This window comes from Acidobacteriota bacterium (assembly GCA_022562055.1).
Lineage (GTDB): Bacteria > Actinomycetota > Acidimicrobiia > Spongiisociales > UBA5794 > BMS3BBIN02.
Genome location: JADFQA010000028.1, coordinates 18,628 through 41,409 on the forward strand (window position 1 = coordinate 18,628; position 22,782 = coordinate 41,409).

Annotated in this window: 21 protein-coding genes; 15 read left to right on the plus strand and 6 right to left on the minus strand. The window is 60.2% G+C overall.

The window, feature by feature from the left end; translation table 11 throughout:
- Positions 1-16: 16 nt before the first annotated feature.
- Positions 17-880, minus strand: coding sequence for an LLM class F420-dependent oxidoreductase (locus tag IIC71_10640; protein MCH7669635.1), 864 nt, complete (start codon positions 878-880; stop codon positions 17-19).
- An 81-nt stretch (positions 881-961) separates the two neighbouring features.
- On the opposite strand from IIC71_10640, the gene IIC71_10645 reads away from it, so the two are divergent.
- Positions 962-1,414 (plus strand): thioesterase family protein, encoded by a 453-nt coding sequence (locus tag IIC71_10645; protein MCH7669636.1) that lies wholly within the window; start codon positions 962-964, stop codon positions 1,412-1,414.
- Complete coding sequence (maf, locus tag IIC71_10650; GenBank protein MCH7669637.1) at positions 1,411-1,983, plus strand: septum formation protein Maf; 573 nt, start codon at positions 1,411-1,413, stop codon at positions 1,981-1,983. The genes IIC71_10645 and maf overlap by 4 nt, the downstream gene beginning before the upstream one ends.
- Here the strand turns inward: maf and IIC71_10655 are convergent.
- Positions 1,976-3,934 carry a GMC family oxidoreductase gene (locus tag IIC71_10655; protein ID MCH7669638.1) on the minus strand — a complete coding sequence of 653 codons (1,959 nt, stop codon included), beginning with the start codon at positions 3,932-3,934 and terminating at the stop codon, positions 1,976-1,978. The two genes, maf and IIC71_10655, sit on opposite strands and share 8 nt — an antisense overlap.
- A 59-nt stretch (positions 3,935-3,993) precedes the next feature.
- On the opposite strand from IIC71_10655, the gene IIC71_10660 reads away from it, so the two are divergent.
- From IIC71_10660 to IIC71_10685, 6 genes are all read left to right on the plus strand, one after another.
- Complete coding sequence (locus tag IIC71_10660) at positions 3,994-5,100, plus strand: amidohydrolase family protein (GenBank protein MCH7669639.1); 1,107 nt, start codon at positions 3,994-3,996, stop codon at positions 5,098-5,100.
- A gap of 49 nt (positions 5,101-5,149) precedes the next feature.
- Positions 5,150-6,964 carry an ABC transporter ATP-binding protein gene (locus tag IIC71_10665; protein ID MCH7669640.1) on the plus strand — a complete coding sequence of 605 codons (1,815 nt, stop codon included), beginning with the start codon at positions 5,150-5,152 and terminating at the stop codon, positions 6,962-6,964.
- On the plus strand, positions 6,961-8,736 hold the full coding sequence (locus IIC71_10670) for an ABC transporter ATP-binding protein (GenBank protein MCH7669641.1): 1,776 nt from the start codon (positions 6,961-6,963) through the stop codon (positions 8,734-8,736). Before IIC71_10665 ends, IIC71_10670 begins: the two co-directional genes overlap by 4 nt.
- A gap of 97 nt (positions 8,737-8,833) precedes the next feature.
- The gene (locus tag IIC71_10675; protein ID MCH7669642.1) at positions 8,834-11,458 is read left to right on the plus strand and encodes a hypothetical protein; all 2,625 of its coding nucleotides are present in this window, start codon (positions 8,834-8,836) and stop codon (positions 11,456-11,458) included.
- The gene (locus IIC71_10680; protein MCH7669643.1) at positions 11,455-12,066 is read left to right on the plus strand and encodes a hypothetical protein; all 612 of its coding nucleotides are present in this window, start codon (positions 11,455-11,457) and stop codon (positions 12,064-12,066) included. The genes IIC71_10675 and IIC71_10680 overlap by 4 nt, the downstream gene beginning before the upstream one ends.
- A complete protein-coding gene (locus IIC71_10685; protein MCH7669644.1) occupies positions 12,063-12,437 on the plus strand; it encodes a hypothetical protein in 375 nt (124 codons plus the stop codon). Before IIC71_10680 ends, IIC71_10685 begins: the two co-directional genes overlap by 4 nt.
- Positions 12,438-12,464: 27 nt before the next feature.
- Here the strand turns inward: IIC71_10685 and IIC71_10690 are convergent, their stop codons facing one another.
- Positions 12,465-13,190, minus strand: a complete 726-nt coding sequence (locus IIC71_10690) for a phosphatase PAP2 family protein (protein ID MCH7669645.1) — start codon at positions 13,188-13,190, stop codon at positions 12,465-12,467.
- Between the two features lie 892 nt (positions 13,191-14,082).
- Positions 14,083-14,952: a hypothetical protein gene (locus IIC71_10695; protein ID MCH7669646.1), complete on the minus strand. Its 870-nt coding sequence runs from the start codon at positions 14,950-14,952 to the stop codon at positions 14,083-14,085.
- A 66-nt stretch (positions 14,953-15,018) separates the two neighbouring features.
- Here IIC71_10695 and IIC71_10700 point away from each other — a divergent pair, with 66 nt between their 5' ends.
- Positions 15,019-15,501: a hypothetical protein gene (locus IIC71_10700; protein MCH7669647.1), complete on the plus strand. Its 483-nt coding sequence runs from the start codon at positions 15,019-15,021 to the stop codon at positions 15,499-15,501.
- A gap of 20 nt (positions 15,502-15,521) precedes the next feature.
- Here the strand turns inward: IIC71_10700 and IIC71_10705 are convergent, their stop codons facing one another.
- Both IIC71_10705 and IIC71_10710 read right to left on the minus strand, forming a co-directional pair.
- The gene (locus IIC71_10705) at positions 15,522-16,886 is read right to left on the minus strand and encodes an NAD-dependent succinate-semialdehyde dehydrogenase (protein MCH7669648.1); all 1,365 of its coding nucleotides are present in this window, start codon (positions 16,884-16,886) and stop codon (positions 15,522-15,524) included.
- Between the two features lie 28 nt (positions 16,887-16,914).
- Positions 16,915-17,754: a DMT family transporter gene (locus IIC71_10710; protein MCH7669649.1), complete on the minus strand. Its 840-nt coding sequence runs from the start codon at positions 17,752-17,754 to the stop codon at positions 16,915-16,917.
- Between the two features lie 129 nt (positions 17,755-17,883).
- Between IIC71_10710 and IIC71_10715 the strand changes: the two genes are divergently transcribed.
- The 6 genes from IIC71_10715 to IIC71_10740 all read left to right on the plus strand — a co-directional run.
- The gene (locus IIC71_10715) at positions 17,884-19,224 is read left to right on the plus strand and encodes a DUF4349 domain-containing protein (protein MCH7669650.1); all 1,341 of its coding nucleotides are present in this window, start codon (positions 17,884-17,886) and stop codon (positions 19,222-19,224) included.
- Positions 19,225-19,233: 9 nt separating this feature from the next.
- Positions 19,234-19,653, plus strand: coding sequence for a rhodanese-like domain-containing protein (locus IIC71_10720; protein MCH7669651.1), 420 nt, complete (start codon positions 19,234-19,236; stop codon positions 19,651-19,653).
- A 675-nt stretch (positions 19,654-20,328) separates the two neighbouring features.
- Positions 20,329-21,003, plus strand: coding sequence for a hypothetical protein (locus IIC71_10725; GenBank protein MCH7669652.1), 675 nt, complete (start codon positions 20,329-20,331; stop codon positions 21,001-21,003).
- Positions 21,004-21,113: 110 nt separating this feature from the next.
- The gene (locus IIC71_10730; protein ID MCH7669653.1) at positions 21,114-21,689 is read left to right on the plus strand and encodes a sigma-70 family RNA polymerase sigma factor; all 576 of its coding nucleotides are present in this window, start codon (positions 21,114-21,116) and stop codon (positions 21,687-21,689) included.
- Positions 21,640-22,194, plus strand: coding sequence for a pilus assembly protein (locus IIC71_10735; protein MCH7669654.1), 555 nt, complete (start codon positions 21,640-21,642; stop codon positions 22,192-22,194). The genes IIC71_10730 and IIC71_10735 overlap by 50 nt, the downstream gene beginning before the upstream one ends.
- Positions 22,185-22,782: hypothetical protein (locus IIC71_10740; GenBank protein MCH7669655.1), on the plus strand; the 598-nt coding region annotated here is incomplete at its 3' end. The genes IIC71_10735 and IIC71_10740, both read left to right, overlap by 10 nt.

A 22,782-nucleotide genomic window follows, 5' to 3' on the forward strand; every position in this document is an offset into this window, starting at 1 on the left:
TCCCGTCGCCGTCAGGTCACAGATACGCAGCGATGATCTTTTCGGCAAACGCCGGGACTGCTTCGGCGGGATCATCACCCCACAGGTAGAAAGAAGGCACCATGATGCGGTCAGCGCCAATCTCGATAAGCGCCTCGATGCCTGGTCTCGGATCTCGGCTCAGTGGCATGGGAAGTGACATCTGTATCGCCCCAGGGTCGCGATCCGCTCGTTCCGCAGACTCGCGCGCGACAGACATCAGGCGCGCAAAGTCGTCGGGCGTGCCTTTCCCGGGGAAGAAGCCGTCACCGAGGCGACCGGCACGCCGCGCAGCAACATCGGTGTGGCCGCCTACGACGATCGGCACGGATCCGGTGACAGGATGCGGACGAGATGTAACATTGGTGAACGACGTGAACTCGCCGTTGAAGGATGAATCATCGCCTGCCCACAAGACACGCATAGCGGCGATGTATTCATCGGTCCGTGCCCCTCTGCGTTCGAACGGAATGCCAAGTGCCTCGAACTCCTCCTTCAACCAGCCGACACCAATCCCGAGTTCGAAACGTCCGCCAGACAAGTGATCGAGGGTGGCGACCTGCTTAGCGAGCACCAATGGGTTCCGTTCGGGAACAAGCAGAATCCCGGTGCCAAGACGGAGCGTGGACGTCCGCGCCCCTACCCACGTGAGCCATGTAAGCGAATCGGGGATAGTGGCGTCACCGGGCATCTTGCCGCTGGGGTGATAGGGATAGGTGGATGCGTAGGTTTCGGGCCACACAATGTGTTCCACCGTCCACACCGACTCGAAGCCAGCCGCCTCGGCGGCTATGGCCATGTTGATCGCCGCCGCAGGTTCCGCATAGGGACCTGTGTTTGCAAGAATGATGCCGAACTTCATGTGTCCTTTCCCGGCTGGTGGCGCACCGGCCTCAGCGAGAACTCTACTTTGGCGAGACGTCAGAATGCGTAGAATCGCTACATGAGTTCAACCGACGAGACATACAAAGATCTGATCTACGCGATCGAGCAGGCGATCCCATTCAACAGAGTGCTTGGTATCCACCTCGAAGAAGTGAGCGAAGAGCAGGTGACCCTTAGCCTTGGCATGCACCCTGACCTCGTCGGCAATTTTGGCGACCAAAGGCTGCACGGTGGTGTCATATCCTCAGCGATCGATGTCGTCGGTGGGATGGCTGCGATGGTGGCCGTGTTGGGCCGCCTATCGTCGAGCGAAGATGCTCTTGCAGGTTTCGCCAAGCTGGGGACCATTGACTTGCGGGTCGACTATCTGCGGCCGGGAATTGGCGAGAGGTTCATCTGCCACGGTCATGTGATTCGCGCTGGCGGCCGCGTAGCCGTTGTTCGCATGGAGTTTGAGAACAGTGACGGTATGGAGATCGCTGTTGGGACTGGAACATACGTACTCGGATGACACAGTTTGTCCTCGCCAGCGCTTCACCGAGACGGGCGCTGCTGCTGAGTTCGGCAGGCTACCGGTTCATCGTCGACCCGCCGGAGGTCGATGAGTCGACGCTGTCGGGCGAACACCCTATTGCGATGGTCGAGAGGTTGGCGATGCTGAAAGCCAGGGCGGGCGCCCGACGACACCCCACAATGGTCGTCGTCGGCGCCGACACTACGGTGATCCTGGACGACACTGCGCTAGGCAAGCCGCGAGATCTTGAGCACGCCCGCGCAATGTTGACCTCCTTGATGGGAAGAAGTCATATCGTTGCGACCGCAGTCGCATTTGTGTCTCCCGACACCGAATCCGTCTTGGTCGATCAGAGCACCGTACACATGGGCGTCCTGAGCAACGATGATCTCGATGTCTACCTTGCCCTCGGTGAGAGCCTGGACAAGGCCGGCGCGTATGCGCTGCAAGGGGAGGGGGGCACCTTTATTGATAATATCGAGGGTCTGAAGTCCACCGTGATCGGTCTGCCAATTCCCCGCGTCGTCGAAGCCCTCGAAGTGTTGGGCATTCGTCGGTCTAGGTGAGTCGTTGTGCGAGGGAACCGGCCGCTCGATGCGCCAGACTTGAAATGGTGATCATCGGGTTTACTCCCGAGGCGTTGGGGAACAACGAAGCGTCCATGACTGAAAGGCCGGTGTAGCCGTGGACTTCGCAGTCACCGTCAACGACAGACTCGGAGGGATCGGAGCCCATACGCGCCGTGCCCATCTGGTGGAACGAAAGGTACCCGTGTCGGTTTGGTCCAAGACCAGCGCCATGGATGGTCTGCGAGAAACTCTCGGCGGATCCGCTGATGTCGTCGTGGCGCCAATTCTTGCGTAGGTTCGATGAACCAAGCACCTCAATCGCTCCGGCGCTCATGAGCACCTGCGCCGCGACTTCGATTGCTGTTCTGAGATGGGACTGATCGAGGTCATTGATTGTGTAGTCCCAGCGCGGCGAGCCGTCTCGGCGCGTTCGCACCCTGCCACCCTCGCCAGAATCCCTCAGGAGAATGCCGACGGGGCTGAAGTTACCAAGTGCGTGCAGGTCGCGCTTGAACACCCCGTCAGGGTGCCACCCGAGCAGCAGTCCGGAAAGCATCGGATGTACGGGAGCGGTCTCAAGTAGGAAGCCGTATCCGGTCTCGTCAAGATTGGCGAACTGTTTGGAAACGCGAGCCTGGAGCGTGCCGGACCACGGATCAACGCGGTCTTGGAACCGCCCCCACACAACAGTCACCGGGTGCAGCCTCAGGTGGCGCCCCATTGCACGGGACTTCACTCCCGAGCGGGCAAGCAACGGCGGTGTGCCCAATGCACCCGCTGCCACCACCACATGACGTGTGTTGACCGTGAGGGCATGGGTGCCGACAGAGGCGGCGACCCCAACGGCGGCCGAATCTTCGAAGAGGACTCGGTCGACGCGCGCACCGGTGACGATCGTCGTCCCCTGGCGCACGGCGTCGCGTAGGAAAGTGACAGCCGTGGACTGTTTGGCCCCGATAGGGCACCCCATTGTGCAGAACCCACATACGCCTGCGTCGCAGTCGCGGACGTTGCGAGGCATCGGCTCGACGCTCCATCCGTTTGCCACAAGACCGGACTCGAGAATCTGATCGCGTCTTCCAGGTGCTGAGAACTCGGTTGTCACCCCAAGACGGCGCATCACAGCCCGCACAGAGCGATCGAAATCCTCGCCCGTGAACACCCCGTCGAGGCCCGATATCCTTTCCCACTCCTCAAGTAGGGACGCAGGGGGGGCGAACGATGTCGTGTAGTTGATCGTCGTTCCGCCCCCAAGAGAGGCTCCTGCGAGAACCGCTATGGCACCGTCAGACGTTGTCGAGAGCCCTCCATCGACGTAGTGGTGACGGTACGCCGCGTCTTCGTGGTAGGTGTACGCATCCGGGCGCGGCGGGCGGGCGGCCTCAAGGACCACGACACTGAGACCAGCGTCTGCGAGTACGCCTGCAGCCACACCTCCGCCGGCGCCGGAACCGATGATCACAACATCGCAATCGAGAACCGTGTCGGAATCAACGGTAAGAGTCCGAGGAAGGTTGTCAACTCGTTCCACGTCGCCGATTCCTCCCGGCCCCGGGTATCCCATTGCGCTCCATGAAGGTGCGAGTGAGCCCTGTGGGGCGGTGGTGTACACGACGGCCGAGAGGCTCTTCAGAGATCTGAAACCTCGCCGGACGTCCCTGATCGGACTCGTCGCCATTGTGCGGAGCGCGTCGATTTTGCCTTGGTAGGTGAGCTTTGACCAGCGGCCCCTTCTATGGATTGCTCGGCTCGTTACCGGGTTGTCGAGCAAACGTAACAGTCGTTTCAGGTCGCGGCGGTCGCGGTCATGTGGCAAGCCATCGACGACGCTTCCGACCCGTTTCAGGGCTCCGTCTGCAAGCACCGATCGCCCATGCTCAGCGTCGCCGTAGCTCGCAAGGAACGTCGCAAGGACATCAGCTAACAACGACTCGACCCGAATGTCCATGCACACCTCCAATTGCAGTCTATCTGCCGGGACAGCGGGCAGTTCTCTAGTCTTGACCCATGCCACCTACTCTCCGCCTCCGCATGCTGGATGAGCACGTCGTTACGCTCGCGGTTGAGGGAGGGGTGTATGCGCACGCGACAGGGCGAGGCCAGATACTGGACCTGACCCACTTGTGGGCTGTCCCCGGACTCGTTGACGCACATGCACACCTCGTCGCCGCCTCGACGGTCGAAATGCTCGCCACGTGTGGCGAACGTTCAGATATGCGAACAATGCGCAGGTACGCACGAGATCAGCTTGCCGGGGGCGTACTTTTGATGCTCGACAAGGGCGCCAAGAACAACACAACACTCGCCATGCTGGACATACCCGAGCCGGACCGGCCGGAGCTTCAAATGGCGGGTAAAGCGTTAGCTCCCAAGGGCGGGTATTACCCAGAATTTCCGGTCGCCGTTTCAGGCGATGACCTAGAGCGGGAAGTGGAAATTGCGTGCTCCACTACGGCAGCTCAATGGATCAAGGTTGTGGGCGATTGGCCGCGTAAGGGAAAAGGGGCTGTGCCGAATTATACGGAAGGAGAGTTGGCAGCCGCCGTAGCGGTCGCACACGGGCACGGCAGACGAGTCGCGGTTCACACAATGGCGCCCGAGGCTCCGTCGTTTGCGGTTCGTGCCGGCGTCGATTCCATCGAACACGGTCTCTTCCTCACCATCTCGGATATCGCAGCACTTGGCGCTCGGAGAGGAATGTGGGTGCCGACGCTAGTTGCGATGGAAGGCGTTCGCGACCAACTCGGAGCTGAGTCTTCAGGTCGTCGGCTTCTAACGCGGGGCCTCGAAAATGTTGCGTCACTTTTGACATCGGCGGTTGACGCGGGCGTCCAAGTGCTCGGCGGCACCGATATCGTCTTGCCACACGGTGCGGTGGCTCTTGAGGCTCCAAAGCTGGTCGAGTATGGACTTTCACCCGAGCAAGCAACGTGGGCAGTGACCGAGGCCGGCTACGTTGCACTCGGGATCGCGAACCTTGAGTCGGGTTGTGCGGCTGACGTCACGCTTTTCGCGGCACACCCGCACCTTGACGTAAAGGAGTTGCAGACGCCTGTGGGAATTCTCCGCAGGGGCAGCTGGCTCGTTGCTCCTCCTCTGTCGCACGCGACTTAGCAATCCCGCACGGAAGGTACTATTTGCGGCCGTGCCGCAGGGAGTCTGTATGGCCGACCGACAACAGAAAGACACGCTGCGTACGGTGCTCGCAGCCGGGTTTCGGCTCGTCGGGCGCTACATAGCGTGGCATCCGCTCGCGTTCGCTCTGGCCGTCGTTGGGGCGACGGTGTTCGCGTCTGCGATCATCGGTGCTGCGGTGTTTGTCGGTTCGATAGCTGACAACTTCGTGCTGCCGATCATTGAAGGCGGCGAACCCGTTGGGAACCGCGGTCTCGTCGCAGGAGCGGTGTTGCTGGGTATAGCGACGTGGAAGGCCACGGGTATCGTGCTGCGGCGTAGTGCTGCCGGTTTCCTACAGTTCCGCACGCAGGCCGATGTCCGCCAAAAACTCGTTGACCACCAGTTGTCGCTCACGTTGGCGTGGTACCAGGGACGATCTGTAGGTGACCTCCTTGCTGTGTCCGACGCAGATGCTCGTGGCGCAACGTTTGTCCTCGCACCGCTCCCATACGGTACGGCTGCGGTCGTCCTCCTCGTGGGCACTGTCGTCATCACGTTCACGGTTGACGCGCTGCTCGGCGTGGTCGTTCTCCTAGCGATCGCGGCAGCGTTGGTGGTAGATGTCTGGGGAGCGTGGCTGATATTCCAAGGCTTCGAGCGCGTTCAGGCAAAAAGAGGTGCCGTCAGCGACGTCACCCACGAATCGTTTGACGGGGCGCTCACGGTGAAGGCTCTTGGGCGGGAGGCTTTCGAAACCGATCGGGTCAGAAGGGTGTCTGAGGAGCTGCGGGATGAGTTGATTTACGTCGGCGTTCTCAGGGGGAACCTCACAGCGGCTGTCGACGCGATTCTGCCGCTCGCAACGGTTGCGATTCTCGTTCTTGGGGCACTTCGTTTCGCTGACGGTGGTGCGACTCCAGGAGAGCTTGTCACAGTTGCGTACCTTCTGTCTCAGTTGGTGTTTCCGGTTCGGATTGTCGGGTTTGTGTTGTGGGAGATGGCAGCCGGGGTCGCCGCCTGGCACCGGGTCGCCGAAATCCTCGACGCGGATGATGTGCAGTCCTACGGTGCTCTTCGTAGCAAGCCCGACACGTCAGGCGCCGACGTTGCGACGGATGCGGTGGAGTTCTCGTATGTATCGGGTGATCGGATCCTTGCAGACGTTGATCTGACTATTGAGCCGGGAACAACTGTTGCCGTTGTCGGACCAACCGCGTCTGGAAAGTCGACCCTCGTGATGTTGCTGGCGCGTCTCTGGGACCCGGTTTCTGGTGTCATCAAGCTTGACGCTCGCGATCTGCGAGACTTCGCCCGGTCCGAACTGCCCTCCGAGATTGCTTACGTTGGTCAGGACACGTTTCTGTTCGACAACTCTGTTACGGGCAACATCGGTCTTGGTTCTATCAACAACGCCACAATCATCGAAATGGCAGCCGAGCTCGCCGCGGCAACCGAATTCATTAACGCCTTGCCGAAAGGGTTCGCCACGAGAATTGGTGAAAGAGGAGCCTCGCTGTCCGGTGGGCAGCGGCAACGAATAGCAATCGCCCGAGCACTCGCACGACAACCTCGACTACTCATCCTCGACGACGCAACGTCGGCGGTTGACCCCACGGTGGAATCGCGAATTCTTGCGGCACTGAGTTCCAGCGCTATGCCGGCAACCATCGTCATGGTGGCGTACCGACCTTCTTCGATCCGACTTGCCGATACCGTGGTGTACATCGAGGGAGGCCGCATCGTTGCACATGCAACCCATGGTGACCTTATGAAGTCGCACCCGGGTTACGCCCGCCTCCTGCAAGCGTACGAACACGATGCGCAGAGGCGGTCGTCAACAGACGCCGGGAGTCTGTCATGAGCACATCCGGGGTATCTACGTCGGCCGCCCTGCGTCGCGCGTTCGTGGTCGCTCCGTCGCTGCGTAACGGTCTCGGAGTTACTCTCGCCCTCGCTGTGGCAGGGACGGCGCTGCGCCTCGTGGTGCCGTTTGCAGTACAGCAAATTCTCGACAGACAGCTCTTCGGTGGTGGGGCCGTTGACACGGGCACCGTGCTCACGAGCGGTGGCATCGCCGCAGCCGCGATGGTTCTCTCAGCGCTGGCTGCGCGCGCTTCGACGATACGGCTTGCCACCGCAGCAGCGACCGGACTGTCGGACCTTCGCGTCCTCACGTTTGGCCATCTACAGAGCCTGTCAGTTCTCCACACTGAAGCGGAACGTCGCGGTGCATTAGTAGCGCGTGTGACAAGCGATCCCGAGACGATTGCACAGTTCATGCAGTGGGGTGGCGTCGGACTTATCGTGGGCACCGCCCAAGTTTCGCTGACCTTCGTGGTGATGATGATCTTCGATTGGCGCCTTACGGGCGTAGTCGTCGCCGGAGTTGTCGTCTATGCCGCCGCCCTTTGGTGGTTTCAGAGTATTCTGCGGCGGGCCCACGACCGAGTCCGCGGTCTCGTGGCGAAGAGCCTCACCGTAATTGGCGAAGCAATCTCAGGTCTGCCAGTGATACGAGCGTTCGGGATCGAGGCCGAGACGTCAGAGAACGTCCGGGGCGCCATAGACGAGCAATTCGTAGCCGAGTACGACACGGGTCGTCTTGGGGCTTTCCTCTTCTCATCCGCGGAAATCTTTGCTGGAGCGATCAACGGAGCGGTAGTCATGGTCGGCCTTACATTGGGCGGCAACGGGTCGCTCAGTCCCGGGACGTTGATCGCATTCCTCTTCCTCATCAACCTGTTTGTCGAGCCGATCCAGATGCTTGTCGAAGTCGTTGATCAGGCGCAAGCCGCCGGATCGGGTCTGAGGCGGATCCTCGATGTTCTCGACACACCGAGTGATGTGCCAGAGGTGACCCCTGCCGAAGCGCAACAGTTGCCGACCGCGATGCTTGACGTCGTTTTTGAGGCCGTTCGGTACCGCTATCCGGACGGGGAAGTCGATGTTCTCAGAGACATTTCGGTAACGGTTCGCGCCGGAGAAAATGTCGCGATTGTTGGGGAGACGGGTTCAGGAAAGACAACGTTTGCGAAGTTGGCAACGCGCCTCATTGACCCGAGCAGCGGCGCGATCAGCCTGGGGTCAGTTCCGCTGCTTGCGGTGCAGTTCGATGACCTCCGATCACATGTTGCATATGTGCCCCAGGAGGGGTTTCTCTTTGACACGACGATCGAACAAAACGTCCGTTACGGCGACCTGGATTGCACGCTTGGTGACATTCGCGCCGCGTTTGACGACCTTGGACTCAGCGGGTGGGTGGAGGGGCTTCCAGACGGACTCCAGACAGAGGTCGGCGAGCAGGGCTCATCGCTGTCCGCGGGCGAACGCCAACTCGTCGCCCTCACGCGGGCGTGGATAGCTCGACCGACGTTGTTGGTTCTCGACGAGGCAACGTCTGCGGTGGACCCCGTATTGGATGTGCAACTCCGCCAGGCAATGGAGCGCATCATCAGCTCGCGAACGTCTCTCACCATTGCACACCGCCTGTCTACGGCTGAAGCGGCAGACAGGATTCTGGTCTTTGCCGACGGTGAACTAGTCGAAGACGGCACCCATGTGGAGCTTCTCGCGAAGAATGGAACATACGCCGCGATGCACGCCCACTGGGAACACGGAACCATTAGCGCATGACGACGCTCGCTGGACACCGTCTTGCGTTTCACATTATGGAGCGTCGTTGTGCGTACCGTGTCGGAACAGAACGCTGTGCGTGGGTGTTCTCCAGACCATGAGGGTTGTAAGGCAGCTTGACGGGTCGGGGGCCCGCGTCGACGAAGTCGGCGGTAAAGCAGTGGGTCTCGATCGGCTTCTGTCGTACGGATTTCCAGTGCCGAGGGCGCTCGCCGTCACAGTCGATGTCTATCGAGCCTTCGTAGAAGGTGCCGATCTCCAGGAGGAGCTTGTAAAGATCGCCGCAAGCGAACTCCCACCACCTGAACGAATCGAAGCTGAGACCCGCACTGTTGACGGGATGTTCCGAATGGCCGGCCTCGACCACGCAATCGAACAGGAAATCCGAACGGCGCTGCGAACGCTTCTTGCGGAGGGACCGATTGCGGTGCGCTCGTCTGCAACTGCCGAGGACACGGGGGCGGCATCATTCGCAGGCCAGTACCGCACCGTGCTTGGCATCGAAGACGAGCACGCGGCTCTAGAGGCTATCAAGCTGTGTTGGGCGTCGCTGTGGGGGCCGTCGGTGCGGGCATATAGGAAGAAAGAACGGATATCCGACGTCGATCTTGCCATGGCGGTTGTGATCCAGGTGATGGTGCCCGCCCGCCACGCCGGAGTTGTCTTCACCCGAGACCCGCTCGGCGATCCGGAAACTGCCCGCATCGAGATCGTAGAGGGTCTCGGCGAGGCACTCGTATCAGGGGAGGTGACTCCAGACGACTATCGCGTGGATCGAGCGACCCTGAGGGTGCGGGGTTCCCAAGCCGGCGAAGCGCCCGCCTTCATAGAGGACCTTGTGCGCATGACGCTGCGAGTCGAACGCCGCTTTGGAGCCCCGATGGATGTCGAATGGGCTCATGACGGCCACCAATTGCTTCTCCTCCAGGCTCGGCCGATAACCATTCAAGGCTTCCATCGGCCTGACGACGACGGTTTTGATACCGTCCCAGAACCGGGCAACACGTACACCCCATACGGCCTCGCCGAGATGCTCCCAGGCGTCATGCCACCGCTCCTGTGGAGCATCAACGCCCCAATGTTGGATAATGCTTTTCGGCGGCTTTTCGCGGATCTTGAAATACCGCCACCGAGGGTCGCAGGCACGTTCCTCACCATCGGTCGGTTCCGCGGTCGCGCAGCACTCAACCTCAGCGTCCTCAAGGAGGCGGCCGCATCGATGCCTGGCGGTTCGGCCGCGGAGGTCGAAAGACAGTACCTCGGCAGGGCAGTGTCCGAGGATCTCGGGGATGAAGCAGATCAGAAGACCGGAATCCGCCAGACAATCGCGGGTCTCAAGTCGCTGCGGGTGCGCAAACGAGTCGAGGACGAAGTCGCCCTGTTCTCTGACGCCGTTGAGTTCATTCTCGCCATCGGAGCAGACCTTGAGGCTCTCCCCATCCAGCGGCTACTGACCTACCGAGCGAGAATCCGAGATCTAGCGTGGCGTGGTTACGAGGCTGAGATCGCCGCTTCCGCGGGAGCGGCCGCGGCATATCGGGGGTTAGAGATTGCCTTGGAGCGTTGGGCCGGAAGAGACGATGCTGCGCTCTGGGCCCAGAGATTGACCGCAGGACCAAACCCGAGCGAGCAAGCGGGCACCAACTGTGCAGGCGAATTGTGGGACCTCTATGTCGCGGACGTGCAGAACCAGCCACCTTGTGATTACTTGATCAGTGGACCAGTCGAGACCACGGAGGCTCGGCTTGAGGCACTCGGCGAGGATGGCGCACGGTTTGTGACGGCGGTCCATCGCACTATGCGGCACTTCGGAAGCATGGCGCTGTACGGAGACGTCACCTGGGATGAGGATCCGGCGATGGTCTGGGAGTGTGTTGCATCCATGGCGCGGTGCGACGTCGACGGCCACAACATCTCCCCGGCACCCCGCATAGCCGCCACCAGGCAGAGCCGAGACGAGGCTTTTGACGAACTCGTTGCGGGTTTCAAGAGTTCGTGGAAATGGCGTCTTACGAGGATCATGACGGGCCAAGTCGTCGACATGCGACGACGGATGCTTCGCAAGTTAGCGGGCGACGCTACCCAGTTCTTGAGTCTTCGAGAACGCGCGAAGGCCGCTCTATTGATCCTTGGGGGAGAGGAACGCCGACTAATCAAGGAAGCAGCCCGCCGACTCGTTGGGTCCGGCATGATCAACGCCCTCGATGATGTCCTCATGCTCTCGGACCAAGAATTGGCCCTCATGCTGGTAGGGGAAGAACCCGTATCTGTTGAGGAACTCGCGCGGCGCTCGAATGCGCACGAACAAGCCAAGCTCGGCGATCCGCTGCCGCAAACATTCACCGGGCAACCCGGCGTTGAGGTCTTCGAGCCTGTCGATGGGCAACAGCTGAATGGATGGGCGGCAAGTCCCGGCACTACCCGCGGTCGGGTACGTCTTCTCGCGACAGTGGCGGACGGTGCAAAGCTTGAAGCGGGCGATGTTCTGGTCGCCAGGAGTACCGACCCCAGTTGGACGCCGCTGTTTCTGATCGCCGGTGCCATTGTTCTCGAAGAGGGCGGGCCGCTCTCGCACGCCGCAATCGTCGCCCGCGAGTTTGGGATTCCCGCTGTTCTCAACGTCAAGGGCGCACTGCGCTCGCTCGAAGAAGGTGCCGAGGTCGAAGTCGACGGCACTGTTGGAACCGTCACCTTGCTCGACGACTTCAGGGACGCCGCATGAGGCGCTTCACCGAGTACGAACTGCTGACATCCCCACTGCGAAGAGATCTCACGGTTACAGACGATGCCCCTGGGCTCAACGTCTTCGTCCCGGGTCTCATGGGGGCAGGGATACTGCTGTCGGCAGGAATTCTTGTCAGCGACGGCATCAAGAAACTATTCCCCAACAGCGGCACAAGAAGGCGTATAGACGTTACCCGCGGGGTCCAACGAATTGTCGCCGACGTTGCCGCTGCGGCAGGAGTCGCTATCAACGAGGACAATATCTCCCGGCGTAAGCTCCGCAGTGTTGCCTGGTATACATTCGGGGCGGCCACCGCCGCGGTCGTTGCGTTCGCGTCGGTGTCCCGCGGAATCGAGGCGTATGCGACCGCCGGACTCTTCGAAGAGAACGCCATCGCTATCGTGTTCGGTTCTGTGGTAGCAGCGATCGCAACAGCGTTTGCGGTCGTGTTAGCGTTACTGGCGTTGGGCAGAAATCGGCGTATTCCCGGTATCACCGCCTTGATGGAATCGACCGCCCTGGGGCGGCTCAACGCACCACCAGAGAGCAGACTGGATCGGGCACGGCTGCTCATCCCCGAGTTTCAAGAAGGAGATACGCGATGAACAAAAGACGTATTGCAACAGTCAGCCTCTTTGGCTTCGTCGGTTACGCCGGCATCTACATATTTATCTACCTGTGGCGTGCCTTTCGGGTTGCAGAACCCGAAAACCTTCAGTACGTTGCACTGTGGCACGGCGATAACTTTTCCCGTTCGATTCTGGTTTCAGTGCTCTTCCTGATCGGGCTGGTCGTGATGCTCCACGTGTCGCTTCTCAGACGTCAAGGTGGATCCGGGCAGATCACGCTACGGTTGGATGTTCAGGAATGGCTTGTACGACAGGCAGAGGCGACGAACGAGGACCCATCTCGTTTGGCCGATCGGGCGATCAGCACCTACCGGGCCCGCGTCGAAGGCACAAGGACGACGAGCTAGCGGCGCTCGGGGTCCGGTGTTTCCCAGCTACTCACTGATGCGGGTTCGGGTGCTGAACTCGCATCCCAGCTCGCCACCAAAGTGGTGCCCGCGCAGCGACCATGCAACGGTGATCACAAACGCGGTTCCGACGAGGAGAGCCCCAACAACGTCCGAAAACCAATGGACGTCGAGATAGACCCGCGAGATCGCGACGCCGAGGATGATTGTGGTGGCCGCGACATAGCCCGCGACACGCACCGCCGTCCGATTGGATGAACGCCACAACACCGCGGCGAGCACCCCGTAGAATCCGACCGTTGCCAGCACATGTCCACTGGGAAAGGACGGGCCGTTACCCGGAACCAAACGCGCAAGGTCAGGACGAGGTCGGTCGACGATCGTTTTGAGGGCGTATTCGAGCGGCGGGTTGGCTAGGAAGGCGATGGTCATCACAGTGAGCGCTCTCTGACATCGCCCGGTCCGCACCACCCACACAGCCAAAAGAAGCAGCAGGGTGCCAATTGTCCATCGGCTCCCGAGACGAGTGACCCATATCATTGTCTCGTTTAACCAGGGCCTACGCAGCTCGATCAATTCCTCTTGAACCGTGCCATCGAGGCTCACAATCCACGACGCCCTTGACGCCACCAAGACGGCCAACACAACGAAGGCAGCGATGGAGGTGACAAACAGCTGAAACCCGGGACCTCGGTTGATGGACCGCTGAACTGTTTGTCTCCAACGTGAAATCTCAGTCTTCGTCGTCGACATAGTCCAGCGTCTCCATAGTCATAGCAACTCAAACAGTGTGTCATATATGCCCAGGGCTCCGCGTAACCACATCATTCTCGGCGTACCGTGACGTTCCTTGCGTTTCGAGGTCGGGCGGTGCGCGGAGCTAGATCGCACAAGCGTGTACCGGCGCGCCTCAAGAGCGGGCCCTCGAATATCGATAGATGCCGGGGACGCCTCCAGCCACCCTTATCGGGAGATCGGGTATTTCAATGTCGAAAATTCTTAAGAAAGTCATCAAAACCGGTTCGGGGCATCTTGCGCCGACTGAAAGCATCGAGGCCGTTCTGGGCGTTGCCACATCCGGACAGATTGTGGCCCACAGCGTGGGCGGGATTGCGGGAATGGTCGTGAACAAGAAATTGCAGGCCAAACGCGCCGCCGCCGATGGGGATGGGACTCAACGACTTTACGGAGGTTCTCCAGCGCTACGGTGTCGCCGCAGAAATGGCGTGACGCCAACTCCCCGGAGGAACCAGTCGCCCGGGCGCTTGCAAACCAGGTAGCCTCGCTCGGGCGTCGAATCTTGCAATCGTCTGCGGAACCGCAGCTGCGGTTATCCATGGGCTGTTTTTCACCGCTGAGTCGCTTATGTGGGGTAATCCCCGCGTCATGAAGGTGTTCGGTGTACCCAGGGATGATGCTGAAGTGCTGAGACTACCGATGCTCAACTAGGGTTTCTACAACGTGTCCCTCGCCGGGGGAATGGTGTATGGACACGTCGTCGATGACACCGCGCTCGTTGGCACGATCAGCGCCATAATGGTCGGAGAGGGCATCGTGCTGTTTGCAAGCAAACGATCTGCATTGGTGGGCACATTGATCCATGCCCCCCGCCGGCGATAGCTCTATTTACGCTGGCCTAGTGGCCTCATGCAATGACTGACGCCATCGCACCAGACGCAATGATCGCGCGGCTCCAGGGGCGAACAGTCGCCCGCAACCAATCGGCCTCGTCTTGCCCTATGGCAAGCCAGGGTGCCATTGCTGCCTCGTCTGTCGCCACTTCGATGGACTCCCGCTCACTGGCACCGTGTTCCGTAAGCCTTCCGTCAGCGTCGACATAACCCAGGCCGATGAGTACACGGTCAGCCTCCTTCCAGGCCTCGACGCTAAATCCTCGGGTCTTCTTGTAGAAGTCTTCTTTTGGTCCGGCGGGGCTTGCGGTGTACCAGGCATGGGCGACAACCGGATCGATCCGCCGCTGCGTCAACACCGCGTTGTGGCCGTCGCCGCGGAACTCGCGAAACAACGTGAGCGCGTGCCATAACACCAGGTGCGGTTCAGCGGGGGGAACCACCGCAGCGGTCGCGGCGAACAAGACACGGCCTTCGTTAGGGCACGCGGCGGCAGCGAGAGACGCTAACTCAGCGGCCTTGCGCATCTCTTGAGAATCGACTTCAGATCCGAGTATCCTTCGAAGGGCCCGGTCAACTGCGCGGAATCGAGCCGCTATTAGGGCCTCGGGGGTTGTGGACTCCCAGCATGCCGGGATGTATCGGCGTACCGCTGATTCGGCAAAACCGAAAAACGAAGCATGCACGACCTCAGGTCCGACTCGACCCATTGGCGCCGACCGCGATGCGAGGTAGTGGGCTCCACGACGCTCAAGACCGGCTTGAACGTATTCTTCCGTGGCTTCGGGGACGAAATACACCATTGAGTGGAACGACTCCAACGTGCCCCACATTTTCCTAGCAATGATCGTGTCCACTTCGTATTCCTCACGTCCACTGGGCATCGTCTGTCCAATACCGAGACTAGCGCTCAAGCCCTGTTCGCTGATGCCGATGGTGAGGAGGCGCTGGTGACACTCGACCGCGCTCTCATGCGGAAAACCTTGCTTATGGGACTCGCTATCACACTGGTCTTCGCCACCGGCGGTTTGGCGTCGGCTAGCCCAGTGCCGCCCGATGGCACATTTGTAGACGATGACGGTTCGGTGCACGAGGCATCGATCGAGGCGATCGCCCAGGCGGCGATCACGTCGGGGTGCGCCCCGTTACAGTTTTGCCCAAATGACCCTGTCACACGTGGGCAGAGGGCCGGCACACCCGGAAGCGGCAACGGGGGATCCATAACCCTCGACGGCGTCGCAATCTACGACAGCAATGCTCGTGAGGGTGGCGGCGGAATATTCTTCGTATCTAACAACCGCACCGGTACGCTGACGATTCGCAACTCGGTCTTGAGGCGCAACGTCAGCGAGCGGTTCGAGACCGCAGGACTTCCGGGAATCTTTGTGTTGTCGGCGGGCACACCCGCGATTGAGAACTCGATCATCGAATAGATGGCGGGTGCCATCGGTCTTCAACTGACAACGACGGTCTTGATGTTGAGGAATTCGTGCATACCGATGGTCGCCAATTCGCGGCCGTAGCCGGATGCTTTGATACCGCCAAAAGGTAGTCTCGGGTCTGAGGCGACGATCGCATTCACGAAACACGCTCCAGCCTGGAGCCGATCGCGTGCCATCCGCTCACCCCGGGCGATGTCCTTTGTGAACACCGCGGCACCCAAACCGAACTCGCTGTCATTCGCCAGGGTTACGGCGTCTTCTTCATCCCTAAATGATGTGATGCTGGCGACCGGCCCGAAGGTTTCTTCGGAGAACACGGCCATCCCGGACACAACGTCGGCCAGTATCGTCGGAGGGTAGAACGCACCAGGCCCATCGGGAATCGCTCCTCCTAGTACTAGTCGGGCCCCCGCATCGACCGAACGAACCACCTGTCCATGGAGTTCATCGCGCAAGTCGCGCCTCGCCAAAGGACCCAATGTTGTCGTTGCGAGCATCGGATCTCCCATTACAGCGCCACCCATTGCAGTAGTGAGTTTTGCGGTGAACTCCTCAAGAATGGACATGTGGACGATGAATCGCTTGGCAGCAATGCACGACTGGCCACCGTTGAGCATACGACCTGCTGCACAGACGTCGACGGCGAGGTCCACGTCGGCGTCATGGAGCACGAGGTACGGGTCGGAACCGCCGAGTTCGAGAATCGTCTTCTTGAGCAGTCCTCCAGCTTTCGAAGCAATCGCCCTGCCCGCCGCATCTGACCCGGTGAGGGTTGCGGCCACGATCTTTGGATGGTCGAGAACCTCGGTGACTCTGTCGGCAGGGAGCACGACCGTTCTAAAGAGTCCGTCGGGGAAACCCGCTTGGACGACCATTTCATCGATCTTCAGCGCTGCACCCGTGACGTTCGACGCGTGTTTCAATATCCCGCCGTTCCCCGCCATCAAAGCCGGTGCGAGGAAGCGAAACACCTGCCAGAACGGAAAGTTCCAAGGCATCACGGCCAGGATCACGCCGAGCGGACGGTAGGCAACGTAGCTCTTTGACCGCCCAGTCTCGACGGGCAGATCGTCCAGCATCTGCCGCGCGCCGTCGGCGTAATAGCGACACACCCATGCACATTTGTCCGCCTCCGCGAGGCCCTGTGTGACAGGTTTCCCCATTTCGAGCGCCATGAGTTCCGCGAGCTCCTGGCGCTGCGCGGTGAGAACTTCAGCAAGGTTACGCATGTGCACCGCCCTTGTGGCCAAGACAACGTGCGCCCATTCCTCCTGGATGGCCGCCGACGTGTCGATCGCGCGTCGTACAGATTCGGGCGAATGCGGCGTGTACAAGGCGATCGTTTCGCCTGTCGTGGGATTAACCGATTGTGCCATCTGCGTACTCACCTTCGTCGCGGCCACCCTAAGTCGCCGAGATCATCGGGATTCCAGCAAGAATAAGGGCTACGCCGCCCCACTGGACCGGCCGCAGCCGCTCACGCAATATGAGCCATGCCAGGACCACGGTGCTCACAGGGTACAGGCCGCCGAGAACGACAGCTTGGACAACCGGCCCCCTTTGGAGCGCCACGATGATCAACACCGCAGCCGCGGACCCGATCAACCCGCCCGCCATGTTGAGTCTGAGATCGCGGCGGCTTACCAAAAATCCACCTGTCTTTACCCACACGAGCACTGTCACAACGGGCAAGGCGGCTGCCCGTGCGGCGACGAGCGGCCACAAACCTGCGCCCGATGAAGTTTGTGCCAAGCCCAAAAAGAAAGCAGCAAACGCAACCCCTGCAAGAACCGCAAGTCCAATTGCCTTTCGGGACACACCGGCCGAAGACCCCTGTGTGTCACCCTGGGTGACCAAAACGATGCCACCCAGCGCCGCAACAGAACCGACGACGAACAGCGGACCTGCCGAGTCGCCTTGTGCAAGACCGCCCGCCACTGACAGAACAGCACCGACGACCGCAGCGATCGGGGCGACCGCACTGATCGGCCCATGCGTAAACGCTGCGTAAAGCGCGATGAGGCCCACGATGACTCCAAGGCCGGCAACGGCGCCTGCGACAAGGTCCGTGGTGGTTACCTCGGGTGCTGGGACGACGACGGCCACGAGCGCAAATGCCAAGAAACTTGCGATCTGTTCACCAAATGCCACACGGAAGACTGATGACCTTCTTGCCAGCCACCCGCCAATAAAATCAGAGGTGCCAAAGAGCAACGCTCCGAAAATGGCAAGAGTGGCAGTCACACGGCTCCTTGAAAGGGCGATCCTACCAACGCCAGCGCATCCCGGATGTCTAATGGTTGCAGGATACGGCGATAGAACTATTCGTTCGCTTGACTGCGTCATAGAGGGACAACCATTGAGGAGGCCAAGATGCGTTCTACAACAAGGGTCTTTGCAGCACTCATACTGCTCGTCCTGATCGGCGCTGCGTGTAGTAGCTCGTCCGACAGCGGTGCGTTCGATCATTCATCGCCCGATGTGACGTCGGCCGGTGCCCAAGCGTTCCAAGGAGAAGTCGAACTCCAGGTCGGCGCGACCGCCACAACACAGGGCTCGGCCGCCGAGGCCGTGGCAGTGGACGCCCCGCTAGTCGCCCGCAAGGTCGGCGATGGGGGAGTGGTGGCTGCAAAGGTTGCGAACATTGGCCGCAACATCATTTTCACCGCTGACATGACAGTTGCAGTTAGCGACGTGGCGGCGACAAGCCGCCAAGCTATCTCCGTGATCAACGGGCATGGCGGATTCCTATTTGGCCAAAGGACGATCGGCGGCTCTGAACCGAGCAGCGTCTTGACGTTCAAGGTACCGCCGGAGAACTTTCTCCGAGCGCTCGACGACCTCGGCACTATCGGTGAGGTGCGTGACCAGCGAATTACGGCCGACGACGTCACAGAACGGATCGTTGACCTTGAAAGCCGCATTGTCACAGCAGAGGCCAGCGTTGCTCGGTTGCGCGCCTTTCTTGAACAGGCAACTGACGTGAAGACGGTCACAGAGCTTGAGACCCAGCTCCTGCAACGAGAAACTGATCTTGAGACCCAGCGGGGCCAACTGCGCACCACCCAGAGACTGGTCGATCTGGCGACGATTGTCATCAATCTCACCGAAGCCGCCAGCCGCACGGCGATCTCCGTTGCTGTCTCTGCGTATCCGGGTACTGACGGGGGAGCGTCCTGTCCTGGAGCGGGCACGGCGGTCGTCGACGAAGGCGAGCAGGCGACTGTGTGCTGGGAAGTGACCAACACCGGTGATACCCCACTTACAGAGTTTGCGATAACAGACAACGTCCTAGCGATCGAGCTCAAGGACCTCGTGGTCGTCTTTGGTGACCCGACCGGCGTGCTCGAAACGGGGCAGTCCTTCGTCGTCGCACACGAGATTCCATTGGAGCGCAACCTCAGAACACAGACTCGGATCACCGCCAAGCCGGCGGATGAGAACGGTGTGCCTATGGCCGGACGCGCTATCAGCGACACCCAGGGGATTGCTCTGCGTGCCATGGATTCAGGTGATGGACCCGGGTTCAGGGACAGCTTCGGCGCCAGCGTCGAGGCGCTGCAGGGTCTGACTGGATTCATCGCCCTGGTGGCCGGCGCCGCCGTGCCGTTCTTGTGGGTTCCGATTGTGGTGTGGGTGTTGAGGCGTAGGTTCTTGCGCACACCAGATGAACATGCAACGACAAGCGCTCTTGCAACGGGCGAGTCGCAGTAATCTGGCGATGTGGAACAAGTTCCACGTTACTCAATTGGCGATTTTCTTGCCGATGCCCGCGCCAAGATCGAACGTTTGAGTCCAGCGGACGCCTTCGTCGCCCAACGTCGCGGCGCAACCATTGTCGACATCCGCACCGCCGCCGACCGCACCGCCGAGGGAGCCATCCCGCATGCGGTTGTCATCGCCCTGTCGGTGTTGCCGTGGCGCATGGACCCAGACGCCGAAGCGACCGACAGACGCGTGAACGATCTAAGCCACCACATGATTCTCGTGTGCAACGACGGGTATTCCTCAAGCTGGGCAGCCGCGGTGCTATCCGACATCGGCTTCACCGCAATCAGCGACATCAGCGGCGGCTTCCGAGCCTGGAGAGCAGCCGAGCTTCCCACAGTGGGAAGTAGTGGGGTTCCACCAAAGCCCGTCTAGCTTTACATAACGTGGATTATAGGCGCTTCGTTCTATGTTGCGGCATGGCCGCTACCTTTGAACGGTGTCTTCCGGGCCGCGGCCCGGGCATGGTGGCATCCTCCTCAAACTGGGTCAATGTTATCAACGTGTCTCGTGAGGGGTCGGCGCCCTCTATCCGCTACCAGAATCAACGCGCACCAGTTCGATGCCCAATTTCACCAAAGGTTTCATCCGGACAGGCGTTTCGCATCCTGACGTGTTGGTAGCTTCCACAACCAGCGTGTTTGGCGTTTTTGGGGAGTTCTTCTTCGTACTGGAACCTCGGGCGTGAACCGTCACTGTGACGTAAAGGGGCGTTCCTGCTGGTCTTTCACCCAGATGTGATAGGCGAAAGCTGCCGGCAGATTTGTACCTGCGCCAGGCGGTGGTGGCCAACTGGATCGGAACAATGTGACTACATGAGGAAATAGTGCGTAACACTTGTCCCATGAACGCGTCTTGTATATCGACATGGGAAAACGCGTGGGTGTTGAGGAACTTCATAGGTACGCACATGCGCTGATGGACCGCGCAGGTACTCAGCATGATTTCCCTGAAAGGTTTCACCGGGAGCCGCAGACGCTTACGCGATTCCTACGTACCCCACGTGTCGCTGTCGCCTCCGTTGGCCTAGTTGTCTTCGGAAACTTAGGCATGGCAGCCGCAAGCGATGGAGCGGCTCCCGGTGATATTCTCTATTCGATCGACCGAGTGTACGAACGGTTGGCAAGCTTTGTCGGGTTCGACCTCGGCGGTCCTAGCGAACGTCTCGATGAGGCCCGTGTCATGCTGGTCCGGGGCGAATCGGATGCGGCTTTGATGCTCGTGTCCGAGGCAGTCATAGATACCGATCAGATGCTCGCTGGCGACATTGAGGACCTGGCTGCGGCGATTCATGGTCCCGCTTCGCCGTCGAGTGACCCCGCCGACTTAGAACCTTCGGTCACCGCTCTGGTAGCCGCAGCGGAGAGCTTCGTCAACGCTGCACCTTCGGGTGTTGGCATTGCAAGAGCAGAACTCATAGGACGCTCCAACGACGTCGCTGTTGCCGGAGGGTCCGAGTGGCGGGTGCCACCAGGCCACAACAGTGGGTTTGTGCCGCCAGGTCAGAACGATGAGTTCATACCACCAGGCCAACCCGATGGTTCGCTTCCCCCGGGTCAGGACGACGATTTCACTCCCCCGGGTCAGGACGACGATTTCACTCCCCCGGGTCAGGACGACGATTTCACTCCCCCGGGTCAGGACGACGATTTCACTCCCCCGGGTCAGGACGGCGGCAGCGAGAATAGTTCCGGTGGTAACGGAAACGGAAACGAGGACGGGTAGGGCCATGGACGTTCAACAACGTATAGGCTGGACGACAACGCTAAAGGACGCTGTGTGTTCGGACCGACTAATTGCATGTCGCGATCAACCAAAGATCCAAAGCTGGTCGGATGAATCCCGAACCGTGGCCGCCCACTGTTGCTTCAGTCAAGGCCGCGCAGAACGGCGATCCAACTGCGCTCGAGGCCGTCTATCGGACAATGCAACCGCGTCTCGCGGCATTTCTCCGGTATCAAGGATTCAGCCAAACCGTACAGGAAGACATTGCGGCAGACGTCTCCGAGACAGTTCTTACGAAGATCTCGACGCTGAGAAACTCGGGTACGTTCGAAGCGTGGTTCTGGGCGATTACCCGCAACCAAATCCGAGCTTGGCTCCGAGCCAAACGGCGCGACGCACAAAAGAACGAACCCGCGGAACCCGAACCCGCCACGCTGGACGAAATCGTCATCGCCAAGGAAGAGCACTCGGACATTCGCCTGGCTCTGTCCCACCTGTCGGACCAGGATCGACACCTGTTATGGATGCGCGAGATCGAGGGCCTCTCGTACAAGAACATCGGTACGATCGTTGGAGTGGCCCCCGGCACCGTACGAGTACGGTGCCACCGGGCACGCCGGAAGTTGGAGGTAGCGTATGAAGATCTTCGCCAAGAACACCCCTCGGGTGCCACACCTGACTCGTGAGTCCGGCGAGGAAACTCACCAACCCAGCCGATCTTCTCGTTTCAGGCGTTCGGAGTCAGGCGCGGCCCTCGTTGAATTCGCAATGGTCCTCCCGTTGCTCTTGATACTGCTCTTCGGAGTCATCGAGTCTTCGTGGGCGTTCGCTCAAATAAGCGATGTTCGTTTCGGAGCCCGCGAGGGTGCCAGAGCGGCGGCGGTGAATGTTGGCGATGTTGACATCGTGGGTCAACTCGTCTGTGATCGGATGGACATCATCCTTCCCAACCAGAACGTATCGGTGCAACTCACTCCGCTTGCAACGTCGCCGACGGTGAGCGGAGAAGGATCGGTGGGAGCATCGGCTCAAATAACCGTCGCCGCCGACCTTAAAACGCTGACTGGGTTCTTCGATGCTGTCTTCGGTAACAAATCGCTGACGTCGACCATCGAGTTCCGCGTTGAGCAGCCTGCCGGAGGCTCGGGCGATGTTGCGTGGTGGGCTGGCGGGACGTTCATGTGCTCTTGAGTAAAACGACTTCACGCGAAGATGGGGCAACCGCAATCACGGTGATGATTGTCCTGACGGTCCTTCTAGGTTTCGCCGCGATAGCTGTTGACGGTGCTGCGGCATGGGCACTGAAGCGCCAAGATCAGTCTGCTGCGGACACGGGGGCCGTTGCCGGCGCAATATTTACCGCCAATCGAACCAAGGCCCAGGCGATGGTTGACGCCGAGACCGAAATCATCCGGATAACGTTTGCGACCGTCTCACCGGACATGACCCTAGCTGAGTGGACTACCGAGTGGGCGAACTGTGCCGACCCGAACAAGCCCGCTCGTTTCGTCGAACCTCCCAACAGCAAATGCATCTCCTTCACATCGAATCTGAGTGAGGTGCGTGTCCAGACACCGATAATCCCGTGGGCAACAGCGTTCGGAGGCATATTCGGGGTAAGTCAGCTGGACACGTCCGCAGCGGCGGAGGTCAACACGAACCTGATCTCTCAGGGCGGAGTGTTGCCCTTCGGTATCCCAGGAAACGCCGCGAACGAGACTGAAATTTGCTTGAAGACAGGCGCAAACCCTCAGAATATCGCCCCTTGTGATGGGCCCG